Source organism: Streptomyces sp. NPDC090445 (assembly GCF_044769385.1).
Classification (GTDB): Bacteria; Actinomycetota; Actinomycetes; order Streptomycetales; family Streptomycetaceae; genus Streptomyces.
In genome coordinates this window covers 1-13,045 of sequence record NZ_JBIVXV010000035.1, presented here as the reverse complement: position 1 = coordinate 13,045, position 13,045 = coordinate 1, and the positions used below count along the sequence as shown (strand labels likewise).

General features: G+C 70.5%; 11 protein-coding genes. 6 read left to right on the top strand and 5 right to left on the bottom strand.

The window, feature by feature from the left end; genetic code table 11:
* The first annotated feature begins 211 nt into the window (after window positions 1-211).
* Window positions 212-2,350: a transglycosylase domain-containing protein gene (locus tag ACIQUT_RS35835; RefSeq protein ID WP_403569324.1), complete on the top strand. Its 2,139-nt coding sequence runs from the start codon at window positions 212-214 to the stop codon at window positions 2,348-2,350.
* A gap of 48 nt (window positions 2,351-2,398) precedes the next feature.
* Here the strand turns inward: ACIQUT_RS35835 and ACIQUT_RS35830 are convergent, their stop codons facing one another.
* Window positions 2,399-3,607, bottom strand: coding sequence for a hypothetical protein (locus ACIQUT_RS35830; protein ID WP_403569410.1), 1,209 nt, complete (start codon window positions 3,605-3,607; stop codon window positions 2,399-2,401).
* A gap of 422 nt (window positions 3,608-4,029) precedes the next feature.
* On the opposite strand from ACIQUT_RS35830, the gene ACIQUT_RS35825 reads away from it, so the two are divergent.
* The 3 genes from ACIQUT_RS35825 (at window position 4,030) to ACIQUT_RS35815 (ending at window position 7,486) form a co-directional block, all read left to right on the top strand.
* On the top strand, window positions 4,030-4,641 hold the full coding sequence (locus ACIQUT_RS35825) for a GPP34 family phosphoprotein (RefSeq protein WP_403569321.1): 612 nt from the start codon (window positions 4,030-4,032) through the stop codon (window positions 4,639-4,641).
* A gap of 134 nt (window positions 4,642-4,775) precedes the next feature.
* On the top strand, window positions 4,776-5,210 hold the full coding sequence (locus tag ACIQUT_RS35820; protein ID WP_403569320.1) for a VOC family protein: 435 nt from the start codon (window positions 4,776-4,778) through the stop codon (window positions 5,208-5,210).
* Between the two features lie 1,097 nt (window positions 5,211-6,307).
* The gene (locus ACIQUT_RS35815) at window positions 6,308-7,486 is read left to right on the top strand and encodes a PP2C family protein-serine/threonine phosphatase (RefSeq protein WP_403569318.1); all 1,179 of its coding nucleotides are present in this window, start codon (window positions 6,308-6,310) and stop codon (window positions 7,484-7,486) included.
* Between the two features lie 98 nt (window positions 7,487-7,584).
* On the opposite strand, the gene ACIQUT_RS35810 is transcribed toward ACIQUT_RS35815, so the two are convergent.
* The 4 genes from ACIQUT_RS35810 to ACIQUT_RS35795 all read right to left on the bottom strand — a co-directional run bounded on the left by ACIQUT_RS35810 (window position 7,585) and on the right by ACIQUT_RS35795 (window position 10,621).
* Entirely contained in the window at window positions 7,585-7,845 is a 261-nt protein-coding gene (locus ACIQUT_RS35810) for a hypothetical protein (protein WP_403569315.1), read from the bottom strand.
* A 662-nt stretch (window positions 7,846-8,507) separates the two neighbouring features.
* Entirely contained in the window at window positions 8,508-9,581 is a 1,074-nt protein-coding gene (locus ACIQUT_RS35805; protein WP_403569313.1) for a hypothetical protein, read from the bottom strand.
* 215 nt (window positions 9,582-9,796) lie between these two features.
* Entirely contained in the window at window positions 9,797-10,042 is a 246-nt protein-coding gene (locus tag ACIQUT_RS35800) for a hypothetical protein (RefSeq protein ID WP_403569311.1), read from the bottom strand.
* Window positions 10,043-10,123: 81 nt separating this feature from the next.
* Window positions 10,124-10,621 carry an RICIN domain-containing protein gene (locus ACIQUT_RS35795; RefSeq protein WP_403569309.1) on the bottom strand — a complete coding sequence of 166 codons (498 nt, stop codon included), beginning with the start codon at window positions 10,619-10,621 and terminating at the stop codon, window positions 10,124-10,126.
* 381 nt (window positions 10,622-11,002) lie between these two features.
* On the opposite strand from ACIQUT_RS35795, the gene ACIQUT_RS35790 reads away from it, so the two are divergent.
* Together ACIQUT_RS35790 and ACIQUT_RS35785 are read left to right on the top strand one after the other, a co-directional pair.
* Window positions 11,003-12,037 (top strand): sensor histidine kinase, encoded by a 1,035-nt coding sequence (locus ACIQUT_RS35790; RefSeq protein WP_403569308.1) that lies wholly within the window; start codon window positions 11,003-11,005, stop codon window positions 12,035-12,037.
* Entirely contained in the window at window positions 12,034-12,660 is a 627-nt protein-coding gene (locus tag ACIQUT_RS35785; protein ID WP_403569306.1) for a response regulator transcription factor, read from the top strand. The genes ACIQUT_RS35790 and ACIQUT_RS35785 overlap by 4 nt, the downstream gene beginning before the upstream one ends.
* The last annotated feature ends 385 nt before the right edge of the window (window positions 12,661-13,045 follow it).

Here is a 13,045-nt window from a genome sequence, read left to right as displayed (position 1 = left end):
CGCGACTGATTCGTCACGTTCCGCTTCGCCGACGGCCGCCTGGCAGGAGTCGCTCCGCGCACCGGGCGGTCCGCCTCCGCTTGATCATCGGGGGCGGCCCCCGATCGTATGGCGTGATGCCCCCCACCAGCGGTCCGACCTCACAGAAAGTACATCTAGGGTGTGGGGGAAAGCAGAGCAGAGGGGGGCATTGGGAGTGGGCAGGAAGGACATGGCCGCCAGGGGGCGATCCCGGGACGGGCGGACGGCTCCGGAAGGCGGCGACGCAGCCGCCCCGAGCCGCAGGGGGAAGGCGGGGACGCGCCGCCGGCCCCGGCAGCGGACCGTCCGGCTCGACGCCTTGGCGCGGACCGTCGCGCAGGGGCTCGCCCCGGCCGCCGCCGCGGCGCGGCCGCAGCTGCGGCGCCTGCGGCCCGACTTCCCGCGGCCGGGCCGCACCGGCTGGCGCCGGTGGATACCCTCAGGGCGCCAGTGGCTGGGCGCCTGCCTGTACGCGTTCCTGGGCATGGCGGGCTTCATCACGATCGCGTACGCCACCACGGACATACCCGACGACCTCAACTCGTTTGCCACACAACAGGACAATGTCTACTACTGGGCCGACGGCTCCACGATGGCCCGGACGGGCTGGGTCCAGCGCCAGGAGATGCCGCTGGACAAGGTGCCCCCCAAGGTCCAGGGAGCCGTCCTCGCGGCCGAGAACGCGAGCTTCTACTCGGATCCCGGAGTCTCGCCGTCCGGCCTCCTGCGCGCGGTGCGCGCCGCCGTGACGGGGGGTGAGACGCAGGGCGGGTCCACCATCACGCAGCAGTACGTGAAGAACGCCTACCTGAACCAGGACCGCACCCTCTCCCGGAAGTTCACCGAGATCCTGCTCGCCCTGAAGCTGGACAACCAGACGGAGAAGAAGCAGATCCTGCAGGACTACCTCAACACCAGCTGGTTCGGGCGCGGCACCTACGGCATCCAGCGCGCGTCCCAGGCGTACTACGGCAAGGACGTCTCGCAGCTCAATCCCAGCGAGGGCGCTTTCCTGGCCTCCCTCCTCAAGGGCGCCGGGCTGTACGACCCCACCCTCAGCAAGGAGAACCACGAGCGGGCCGTCGAACGCTGGAGCTGGATCCTGGACCGCATGGTCGAGACCGGCCAGCTCTCGAGCGCCGAGCGCGCCACCTACACGAAGTTCCCCGAGCCCTCCAGCTCGTCCCTGGTCGGCATGCCCGGCGCGCAGACCGGCTATCTGGTCGAGATGGCCAAGGCCTACACGATCAAGGCGAGCCACCTCAAGGAGTCCGACTTCGACCTCGGCGGCTACCAGATCTACACGACCTTCGACCGGGCCCGTATGACGGCCCTGACCGCCGCTGTCCAGGAGACCCAGAAGGACTTCGACGCCGAGAAGCGGCCCGACACCGACAAGCACGCGAAGATCGGCGCGGCGAGCATCGCCCCCGATGGGCGACTGCTCGCCGTGTACGGGGGCCCGGACTACCTGAAGCAGGGCTTCAACGAGTCGAACGCGACGACGATCCCGGTCGGCTCGGCGTTCGCACCGATCGTCTACGCGGCCGCCCTCGACGAAGGGGTGACGCGCACGCGCGGCAAGGCCCGCACTCCCGTGTCCCCCTCCTCCGTCTACGACGGCAACGACCAGGTGACCGTGCAGACGCCCGAGGGCCCGTACTGGGACCGCAGCGGCAAGGTGCTCAAGGGGCGCAACGACGGCGGCCGCAACTGGGGCCAGGTCACCTTGCGCCAGGCCGTGGCCAACTCCGTCAACACTCCCATGCTCCAGCTCGGCCTCGATGTCGGCCTCGACCGGGTGGAGGTGTTCGCCCGGCGCTCGGGGCTGCTCGAATCGAGCCTCGGGCCGCGGATCCCCGGATTCGCGCTCGGGGAGAACTCGATGCCCAGCGCGATCCGGATGGCCGGTGCCTACCAGACCTTCGCCGCCGACGGCATGCACACCGACCCCTACTCGGTGCGCTCGGTGACCCGCAACGGCGCCGCCATTCCGCTCGATGCGCCGAAGCCGACCCGGGCCGTGACGGAGAAGACCGCCCGCGCGGTGACGGACGCCCTGCGCGATGCGGTCACCGAGGGCTCGGCGAAGACGGTCGGCAAGGCGCGCGCCGGCGCGGCGGGCAAGACCGGAACGACCGCCGCGAACACGGCGGGCTGGTTCGTGGCCAGCACGGAGCAGGAGTCCACGGCCGTGGTGGTCTACCGGATGTCGCTGACCGACCTGGTTCCGCTGCCGCTGACGGGGCTGGGGGGCGACGCCCCGAACACGCTCGGCAGCGAGCGGGCGGTACGCCTGTGGGGCGACTACATCAAGGCGGTGAAGTAGGGGCCGGCCGCCGGGCGGCGCACGCCGCCCGGCGGCCCCGTGGGGCGCCTACTTGACCAGATCGGTCCAGTCCGGGGCCTGCGCGGGGTCGAGCGAGCGCAGCCGGGCCAGGACCTTCGGGTCCTGGGCGTCGAGCCAGTCCGCCAGCTCCCGGAACGACACGCAGCGGACGTCCTGGCGCGGGCAGACGTCCCTCATCACGTCCTCGACGGCCTTCATGTAGATGCCGCCGTTCCAGTCCTCGAAGTGGTTGCCGATGAACATGGGCGCCCGGCTGCCGTTGTAGACCCGGTTGAAGCCGTTCATGTACGAACCCCGGGTCTGCGCCTGCCAGGCGGCGAACTTCGCCGGGTCCCCCTGGGTGCTGTCGCCCGACTGGTTGTAGAGGAAGTTGAAGTCCATGGAGAGGACCTGCACCTCCTTGCCCTGCAAGGGCAGGAGCTGGAGGGGAAAGTTCCAGATGTCGTCCTGCTTGGACGGCCACAGCTGGAAGTCCCCCGAGGAGCTCGCGTCATAGCGCCAGCCGTACGGCTTGATCGCGGTCAGGAGGTTCTTCTGGCCCTCCAGGCAGGGCGCGCGGCCGCCGACCACTTCCCGGTCCGGGTCGAAGGGCAGGGGCGGCTCCTTGGTGAACCCGGTGTTCGTCTTCCAGTTCTTGATGAACCCATACGTCTGGTCGATCTCGCTCTTCCATTCGGCGGGGCTCCAGTCCCCACCGCCCTTGGGCCCGCAGAAGTGCCCGTTGAAGTGCGAGCCGATCTCGTTGCCGTCGGTCCAGGCGCCGCGCAGCTGCGTCAGCGTGCTCTTGATGTGCGGGACGGTCGGGTACGAGATGGCGGCCGCGCCCTGGGCGTGCTGCGGCGGGTTGTAGAGCATCTTCTTGCCGTCCGGCAGCAGGTAGATGCCCGTGAGGAAGAACGTCATGTGGGCCTTGTTCTCCTTGGCCACCTGACGGAAGTGCGAGAAGAGGCGGTCGTCGCTCTCCAGCGCGCCGTCCCAGGAGAAGACCACGAACTGCGGCGGCTTCTCGCCGGGCTTCAGCCGCTCTGGCTTGAGCTGCCCCGGCTGCGGCCCGGTGTAGGAGGTGGAGCCGTCCCCCAGTATCTTGACCTTGCCGTCCCAGGGCTCCTCGTCCTTCGCGGCGGCAGCCCCGTTCGGGGCCGCGAGCTTCGCGTCGCTCTGGGCCGCCCCGGAGGTGCCGCCCAGCGTGAAGGCGTACGTGGTGGCGCCGGCCCCGCCCAGGGCGACCACCGCGATGGCTATGCCAAGGCGCCTGCGGTTCTGTGCCTTCCTGCGTACCTTCCGGGTACTGCGGGATTCCGCCCGGGTACCCCGGGTACCCGGAGCGGCGTCGGTATCGGCCAACGCTGTCGTCCCCCCTGATCACCGCAGCCGCGCCGCGCGTGGATGGTTCATACGAATATAGAACTTGTCGGCACTCCTCCCGTACCCCGGACCCCCTCGGACACGCCGCTTCACAGGCATCTCACAGCCACGTGTCCTACATCACAGTCCGCAATGCGCCCCCACGACCCGGAAACCCCGGCCATCACCCCCACGCTCCGGCCCGGCACGGGAATACTGATCGTCACGGCCGCCGCCACCGCACCCCGCCCGGGATGCGGGTCGGACACGCCGGCGGCGCACACCATGGTCGATGTCTGCGACGGGAGTCGTACATGAGCACCGCGAAAGACCTGTTCATCATCGCGATGGACCCGAAGCCGGAGCACCCCGTGGGACAGGGCGACCTGTCGCTCGCCCTCGCGGGAGCGGAGCTGATCGACCTGATCGGCGCGAGGGCCGTCACCCTGGACGGCGACCGCATCGTACCCGGCGAGGCCCAGGTCCCCGCCGACCGCCTCCTGACCGAGGCGGCATCGGCCCTCACCCGCCGGACACCCTACGAGCGCGTCGAGGACTGGCTGTGGCGGAGGGGCCGCGACCTCGCCGCTGCCTACCGGACCGCTCTGGAGGAGGACGGGCAGCTCACGCGCACCCGCGGCGGCCGCTCGCCGTTCGGGGCCGACCGTGTGGAACCGGCCGACACGCCCGACCGCCGGAGTGCCGTCGACCGCCTGGAACGGAACGAACCCGTCCTCGCCGTCCTCGTCTCGGCCGTGGGTCTCGACGACGGACGGTCCGGGGCCGAGCCCGAGCCGGACCCCGGCGACGAGGCGGTGACGACCGTCCTGGCCGTCGTCCACGACGCGGTGATGGAACTGGAGGCCGTACGCCAGAGGCGATCCATCGAGAACGCGGCCTTCGCCAACGTCTGGCGCGCGCCCTGACACGAGGCAGCGACATCGGTTCACCCCCTGCGACCGCACGACACGGCAGCGGCACGCAGGGGCCCTCCCCCCCCGTCAACAGGCGGACCCTGGCCGGGAGATGGGCCAAAGGGACCCCCTGCTACGGTGGCCCGATGGCATCGATCAAGCAGTTCCAGGTCACCTTCGACTGCGCAGAACCCGAGCGTGTCGCCCGTTTTTGGTGCGAGGTGTTGGGGTACGTCGCACCGCCGCCGCCGGAGGGCTTTGCCACGTGGGACGATTTCAACCGCTCGCTGCCCCCTGAGGACCGGGATGCCTGGTTCGCGTGCAGTGATCCCTCAGGTGTGGGCCCGCGGCTGTACTTTCAGCGCGTTCCCGAGGGCAAGGTCGCCAAGAACCGGCTGCATCTCGACGTGCGGGTCGGCACCGGACTCGTGGGTGACGAGCGCCTGGCCGCACTTGAGGCCGAATGCGCACGGCTGGTCGCGCTCGGCGCGGTACAGGTGCAAGTACTGCTTGCGGATGAAGACAACGAGTCGTGCATCGCGATGCAGGACGTCGAAGGCAACGAGTTCTGTCTCGACTGAGCATCCTCGGGGACGGCGAACGGGGGGCCGCGGTCACGGCGGTGGACAGCGGCACCGCATCCAGGGCGGTCTCCGACCCGGCGGATCCGCGCAGGAGCACCAGGCCGAGCACACAGGCCAGGCCCACGCAGGAATCCCACCGGCTCGCGTAGGAGGGATTGCCGGCCTTGAGGCCGGGCCGCCCGGGCCCAGCCGGCGGCGACGGCCGCAGCGGACGGGGTGTCGCCGCGGTGGGCGGCCCACAGCCGGGCGAGGACGGCGCTCAGCACCCCCGCCGCTCCGGCGGCCACCGGCACCGTGGCGAGGGTCGTCGACCAGAAACCGACGGGCCCAGCGCACTGGTGCCGGTGCTCTGGAACTGCGCCGGCGAGCCCACCCCCGTACCCGCGGCCGGCGCGAGCAGCAGCCCGCCCGCGGCGCCGAGCCGCCGCCGTGCCCCGCCGGGGCGCTGCGCCGGACCGAGGCGCCCCATGCCACGGCGAGCGGGGAGCCCGCGACCAGGGCACTCGCCAACCGGTCCGTGCCGTGCAGCGGTGTCCTGCTGAAACCGGGTGCGGCGATCCCGGACACGGCGTGCAGGGCCACCGCGGCCGGCACCCCGCCGGCCAGGGCATCGAGTGGGATGGATCGCCCAGGCCCGTTCCCATAGGGAGGGCCTGGTGGGGGCTGGGCGGCCAGGAGCGCCGCCAGGCCCTGGGAGCCGTGGCCGCTCACCACCCGCAGGTCGGCCTCGTGCTCGCGCCACCGCAGGGTCAGCCGGGAGACCAGAGCGGCGACGAGCAGCAGCAGGACCACTCGCGCGGCGTACTCCGCCCAGAACAGGTCGACCAGGACACCCAGCGGATTGCCGCGGCTTCCGTCCCGGCTCTGCCACACCGCGGCGACGACGGGCGCCGGCCACACCGACCCCCACGCCGGTGCCCGTCCGGTCCGGGGCTGCTGCGGGGCGAGCGGTGGCACGCCGGCATGGCAGCCGGAGTCGGGGCCTCGATCGAGCCGACCGGGCGCATCCGAGGCCGCCGACAGCTGCTCACCGACCAGGAGCGTCACGTTCCGTCACAGCCCGATGCGTACTACGCCCCGATATGATGCATTCTGTGATCAGGCCAAGACGGTCGAGCCGCCGACGCCCTCTCCGTGGTGGCCGGTGGGACACAGCCCTGCTCTCACCGCTGATCGTTACCGTCCTCATCACCGCCCTGGCGTTCTCCACGCCGAGGGAGTTCGCCTTCAGCCGCCTCCTGCCTGCCGCGCCCGCCCTCGCTGCCGCGATGTGGCCCGTGCTCCCGACCGTCCTGCTGGGCGCGTTCTGCCTGCTGATCATGATCGGCCTGAGCTTCGCCTACACCGACCTGGGCACGCCCTACACGGCAGCCGCGATCATCGCGGTCACCTTGGCGGCCGCATACGCAAGCCACGTCCGGCTCCAGCGGGAGAAAACGCTCCTCCATGTCCGGCTCGTCGCCGACGCAGCCCAGAAAGTACTGCTGCGCCCACTGCCGCACCGCATCGAGGACGTCGAGATCGAGTCGCTCTATCTGGCGGCCCAGGAGCAGGCCCGGATCGGCGGGGACTTCTACGAAGCGGTCGACACACCGTTCGGGGTCCGGCTGCTGATCGGCGATGTGCGCGGCAAGGGCCTGTCCGCGGTGGGGACTGCCTCAGCGGTGATCAGCAGCTTCAGGGAGGCCGTGTACGACGAGCCCGACCTGAGGGGCGTCGTCCATCGCCTGGAAGCCAGCATCTCCCGCCACAGCTCGGCGTTCCCCGCTCTGGACCTGCCGGAGCGCTTTGCGACTGCCCTCATCGCCGAGATCCCGCACGGCGGAGGCCGAGTCAGAATTCTCAACTGCGGGCACCCCCCGCCCCTGCTCGTACGCCGCGGCGAGATCCGGGTCGTGGAGCCCACCATCCCCTCTCCGCCCCTCAACCTGGCATCGCTCATCGGAGACCACTACTGCGTCGACACGCTCTTCTTCGCCCCGGGCGACCAGCTGCTGCTCTACACGGACGGTGTCACGGAGGCGAGGGGGCGTGACGGCGAGTTCTTCCCGCTGCCGGAGTGGATGGGCGAGCAGGGCCCGACGCCGCCCCGCGACCTGCTCGACCGGCTTCATCGGGCCCTGGTTCGCTACAGCGACGGAAGGCTCGATGACGACATCGCGGTGCTTGCGGTGCGGTGCTCCGGCATCCAGGCCCAAGAGCAGCCCGGACAGGCGGCGGGACAGCAGGGGTGGGACTCGCAGAACGGAGACCGGCCCTGCAGCCCGGGATGACAGCCCCCACGACCGGTGCACGAGCACGGCGAGCCGGGTTCCCGCTCCGGTCGGCGTCCGCGGACGCGATCCGGAAGTGGACGGCCGGGGCCGCCGTACTACCGCGACCGGATCTGCCGGACCACCACCCTCAGCCTCGCCAGCGCGGCCACGGTTCCGGCGCCGACGGGAACGAGGGGCCAGAACGCGGGGCGGCTCCCGAAAGCCGCGCACACGATGAGCACGAGGACGGCCGCCATTCCGACGAGGAACCCGAGCACCCAGGGCCCGGACCGGTCCTGCCGCTCCAGCCGCGCCCGGCCGTCACGGCAGGCCAGATACGCGGAGGCGGCCACAGCGAGGGCGATCAGATATCCCATGACCAGCGGGTACAGCACGAACAGGGGGATGTCCCACCCCCCGGGGTGCCTCGGGCCACACCTCGCGCCCGTCGACCTCCACGACCCGCCCGTGCCACAGACCCGCCGTGACCCGCTGTCCCTCCTGAAGGCCGTGTGCGGCATCGTCCGGGACGCCGTCCACCGTCTTCGGCTCGTCGCCGACACGCAGTTCGATCGTGTACTCGGTGTGAACGATCCAGTTGCCGCTGCCGCCGTCCTGGCCTCCGCCGGCTCTCCCGGACTCCGTGTGCGACGTCAGCTCCGTGACGGTGGCCTCGGCCGTGCGCAGCGACCCGTTCGACCGGGCGAGCGCGACGGCCGTCTCCTCGTACGTACGCACGGCGAGAAGCAGGATCAGGGCAGCCATGACGAGGCGGAACACCGCCCTCGCCACACGGGCTCCCACCGTCCGGGTCCTCTTCGTGCCCGGTCCTGCCGGCGCGGTCGTGCCTCTGGTCGGTTCCTCCATCTGGTCCCCCCACCTTCATTGCGGGGTCAGGCGAAAGCTGCCCCACCGGATCACACGCCGCACGTGTGCCCGCGGTTGCGGGCCGGGGGTGGCCGCCCGCCTGCCGGGACCACACGCGGGCGGGCCCGGCAGACGGGGGTCGGCAGCGGACGGGGACAGAGGGCGGCGGCGCTTACCGCCAGACGACGGCGCGCCAGCGAACCGGCCAGTTCTTCGAGCTGCCCACGGTGCCCGCAACGCTCCCGGTCGCGCTGATCGCGATCGGCTGGGTCCTGTCGGTGCCGGCGGGAACAGGCAGCGCGGTGACCCGCCCGTGCGCGTCCCACGTCACGGCGCGCTCGTCGGAGGTGCCGACGCTCGTCCCCGCGTCGTTGATGCCCTTGACGAAGGCCCTGCCGGTACCACGCAGTACTTCAAGCTCAGTGGTGTCGTTCCCGTCCCATCGCACGGCACGGTCTTTGACGTTCGCGACCACGACGTCGGCGTTGTTGCCGCTCGCCGAACGCGCACCCTCGCCCTGCGACGGCAGGGCCTTGACCTTCTTCCCGAGCGGGGCTCGGACGACCTTCCAGGCCCCGGCCGCGTCGGTCGCCCGGCCGATCACCGTACCGCGGTCGTTGATCGCGGTCGGCTCGCTGTACGAGCCCCCGAGCGAGCCGAGATCGTGGACACGGCCCGCGCTGTCCCAGCGCACGGCCCGGGTCTTCTCTCCGGGCACGTACACATGGCCGGCGATCTCTCCCCACTCGTTGATCCCTGTGGCCACACCTCCGTCCGCCTGCGGGGGCAGGTTCAGTACGGTCGCCCGGCCGTCGGCGCCCCAGCGCACGGGGCGCGTACGACTGCCCGTCGAGAGATGCCCGACGGCCACGCGGGAGTTGTTGATGTCCTGGGCCTCACCGTCGACGTAGCCCGATGGCTCCTCAAGACGGGTGAGGGCACCTGACGCGTCCCATCGGGCGGTATGCCGTACACCGTCCGGTGTGGTGGTGAATCCAGCCACGGTGCCGTCCTCGACGATCTCGACCGCGTGGCCGCCCAGCCCTCCGCCGACGGCCTGCAGGGGGGTGAGAGAGCCATCGGCACCCCACCGCACGAGCCAACCGTCTCCGTTCTCGTCCAGGGAGAGCCCCACGACATCCCCGGCGTCGTTCATCGCCTGAGCCGAACTGTGGGTGTGGCCTGCCAGAAGCGGCAGTTGGTACATCGAGACGCCGGCGTCGGAGGACGCGGACGGTGCCACCATCACGGACAACATCGCGGAAAGGACCACGGGTATCAAGAAGATCTCCCCTGTCTTCTCGGACTGATACGGCACCGGACCCCAAAAAAAGGGCACGGAGAAACGCTGTGCGAAGGACTCGGCAGTCGATGTCGACGGTGTGGGGCATCGAGGATCGGAAGAATCCGGGCCTCGATGCCCCACACGCCGGATTTCGGCATTCGGCGGTGTTGCTGCGGCTATACGAAGACGTACAGTGCCCAGCCCCTGGCGCCCTTGTAGACGCAGCCGTGCTCCCCGACGATCATGGAGCCCGCGTCGTAGCATTCCTCGCTGGTTCCGTAGTACCCGACGAGTATGGGCGCCGTTGCCGCGACGGCCGTTTCCTTTTCGGTGCCGACCGGGCCGGCGGCGGAGGCGGTGTTCACGCCTCCGACGAGCGCCAATGCCAGCACGGCGCCGACAGTCCAAGCGTTGGTACGCATATGTCCTCCCTGATGGACGGTTGCTTCGCCGACTTCAACGCCGACTTCAACGCCGATTTCAGCGTTGGCTTCGCGGCAGGCTCAGGCGGGCAGGCGGAACCATGCCTGTGTGCCGCCGTAGTTGCAGACGTGCTGCCGGACCTCTCGGCGGCTGCCGCCGCCGGCCCCGGCGTCGTCCAGGCACAGGCCCGTTGAGGCGTTCCTTATGGCCACCGCGCCGCCACCGGCATCGACCAGTTCCCAGCGCTCCAGGGTGCCGCCGCCGCAGAACTGCTGCGTGGCCAGGGCGCCGGGCCAGTTGCCGTGGGCGCTGACACACTTGCCGGAGTGGCGGGGCTGCAGCCGGGTGGTGGTGTCCGCACCGATGAACTGCGAGACGAACTGCTGATTCAGAGCCCGCTTGCAGTCGAACTGTTGGATTACCGCATTCGTATACTGCGATTCGCCCCGAACATCCAGGCATTTTCCGGTGACGGCGTTGAGGTACTGGTGTGCACCGCCGGGAACGGCCATGGGCTGAGCGGCTTGGGCGGAGGTGATGCCTCCGGCAAAGCAGACCGAAGCGGCGGCCAGGGCCAAGGCGCCAGAGCGCAGACGTAACACGGGTGATCGGACCACAGGAACTCCAGCTCCTCATCATCACTTCGGCGGTCACAAGAACGGCAGGCGACCTGCCACCCGGGACCGGCATCCCTGCCGAGCCCCGCGCGGTTGTCGTCGTGTCCGAGGACAGCCTTGACGCCAAGAAAAGTAGTGGGATCCACTGAAGGCTCGGCACCCGTCCATTTGGGCGGGTTGCGGCGGGGGACTGCATCCCACGGGGGGAACATGGGGGTTCAGCGTGCGCGGAGATGGGCTGTCATCGTCACCGGGCTCTTCAGGAGCGCGCACCTCTTCTACGCGACCGGCGTGGTAGTCAAGGAGCCGTACGACATTCGGGCCCTTGCCCTCCTCGTCGCCGTGGGCGTCATCACGGTGGTCCTGTACGCGTCGGCACTCGTGCGCGGCCGGTTCGCTCCTCACCTCGTGTGGGCCGACGTGCTGGTGACCGGCTGTGTGCTCCCGTGGATCGCGGTCGCCGTGATCTCCGAGGTGCCGGCCGTGGAACCGCATGGCTGGCTGATGGTGCAGGGGCTGTCGGCCGCCACGGCCGCCGTTGCAGGCCTTGGCTGGCGAGAGGCGGTCCTGTCGGTCGCCCTGCTGTTGATGACGTCCCTGGCCGTTCACCAGGCGGTGCCGGGGTCGGAGTGGACGGAAGTCCTTGACCACATCAGTGCAGTTCTGGTGGTGGTGGGCTGGGCCGGTGCGGGCTGGTGGCTCCTGTGGCGCGAGGGATCCATGATGGACGCCGCGCAGGAGCGGGTGGTCGCCGCCGAGGCCGCTCTGGCGCGGCAGGCCGAGCGGACGACCCATTTCGCGGCGCTTCACGACACGGTGCTCGCCACCCTCACCACCATCGCGGGCGGCCAAGTGGACGCCAACGCGCCCTCTGTCCGCGACCGTTGTGCCCGCGAAGCGGCGTACCTGCGGCGGCTGGTCCAGCTCGGAGACACCTCGCATCACGACCGCATCCACAACGCGCCTCGCGGGCCGCTCGAGAAGGGCCTGGCAAACACCGGGGCCGTGCTTGAGGAGGCCGTCCGCTCCGCGGAAGGTCTGGGGCTGACGGTCCTCGCGCAGTACCACGCCGTGCCGGACCTGCCCGGGGAGGTCGCCGAATCCCTGGCCGCCGCAGTGACCGAGGCGTTCAACAACGTACGCAGGCATGCGGGAACGGACCGGGCCTACCTCACTGTCGTCGGCGGCTCGGCAGGGGTGGAGGTGACCGTGGCCGACCAAGGCATCGGCTTCGACACCTCCAAGGCCGACCGCCGCGATACAGGTACCGGACTACGGCGTTCCATACACGGCAGACTGGCCAGCGTCGGGGGCTCGGCAACCGTGGACAGCCGGCCCGGTGAGGGCACCGTGGTCGAACTGCGGTGGCCGACGTGATCGAGATCGCGGTGGTCGACGACGACCGGATGCTGCTGGACGGACTGCGCTCCTGGCTGTCCCGCCAGGAGCAGCTGCGCCTCCTCGGGACCGCAGCCACGGTCGCTGAACTGCTCGCCGGGCCGGCGTGGCGGGCCGAGGTCGTGCTCCTGGACCTGATGCTGCGGGACGGAAGCGTGCCGGAGGCGAACGTGCGACGCGTACGGGCGGCGGGAAGCAAGGTCCTGATCATCAGCACGGTGGCCGACCGCGCCAGGGTCGTGGCGGCGGTGGCGGCCGGGGCGGCGGGCTACGTGACCAAGAACCACGCCCTCGACACCCTCGTCGAGGCCGTCAAAACCGTGGCGGCCGACGGCACGGCCCATTCCCCGGAACTCGCCTTCGCCTGGGCCAACGACACCAGTCCGACCCGGCCGCACTTGACTCCCCGGGAGCGGGAGGTCCTCCGCGACTACGCGTCCGGACTGACGTTGAAGGCCACCGCCCGCCGCGCCGGAATCAGCGTCAACACGGCGAAGTACTACCTGGACCAGGTGAAGGAGAAATACCGCCGGGCAAACCGTGCGGCGTACACGAAGACCGACCTGGCCCGACGCGTCCACGAGGACGGCTTGGACTTCTGACAGATGCCGGATGCGGAGCCGCCCGACACCGGTGAGTCGGGCAGGGAAGGCGGCCCCCGACGCGACTTCCTCCTTCGATTCCTGGGCAATCCGGACGCCCGGTCGGCTGCTCAAAGGGGTACAACCAGTCACAATCGGTGAGATTTCTCCGCTCCTGAGGTGACTCGTCCCATAGGAGCCACATCACATACGAAGTCGGCTAGTAATCCCGAGCCCCGGCCGTCGCCCTCCGCCACCGCCTCCCGCCCGCGGCACCCCGCGGACCACCCGGTCCTGCGAGGCCCGGTAGTAGGAGGGGGGCTTTGCCAGGGCGGCGGCGGCCTGGCTAACTGGTGTTGTCGCCGAGGCGGCCGGGGCGCACAGCCCCCCGCCGGGACGAACCCCT

Excerpts from the sequence above, each read along its gene's own strand:
- ACIQUT_RS35820 (WP_403569320.1), top strand. The coding sequence starts at position 4,776 with ATGGCATCGATCAAGCAGTTCCAGGTCACCTTCGACTGCGCAGAACCC.
- ACIQUT_RS35805 (WP_403569313.1), bottom strand. The coding sequence starts at position 9,581 with ATGGTGGCACCGTCCGCGTCCTCCGACGCCGGCGTCTCGATGTACCAA.
- ACIQUT_RS35825 (WP_403569321.1), top strand. The coding sequence starts at position 4,030 with ATGAGCACCGCGAAAGACCTGTTCATCATCGCGATGGACCCGAAGCCG.
- ACIQUT_RS35835 (WP_403569324.1), top strand. The coding sequence starts at position 212 with ATGGCCGCCAGGGGGCGATCCCGGGACGGGCGGACGGCTCCGGAAGGC.
- ACIQUT_RS35810 (WP_403569315.1), bottom strand. The coding sequence starts at position 7,845 with ATGGGATATCTGATCGCCCTCGCTGTGGCCGCCTCCGCGTATCTGGCC.
- ACIQUT_RS35800 (WP_403569311.1), bottom strand. The coding sequence starts at position 10,042 with ATGCGTACCAACGCTTGGACTGTCGGCGCCGTGCTGGCATTGGCGCTC.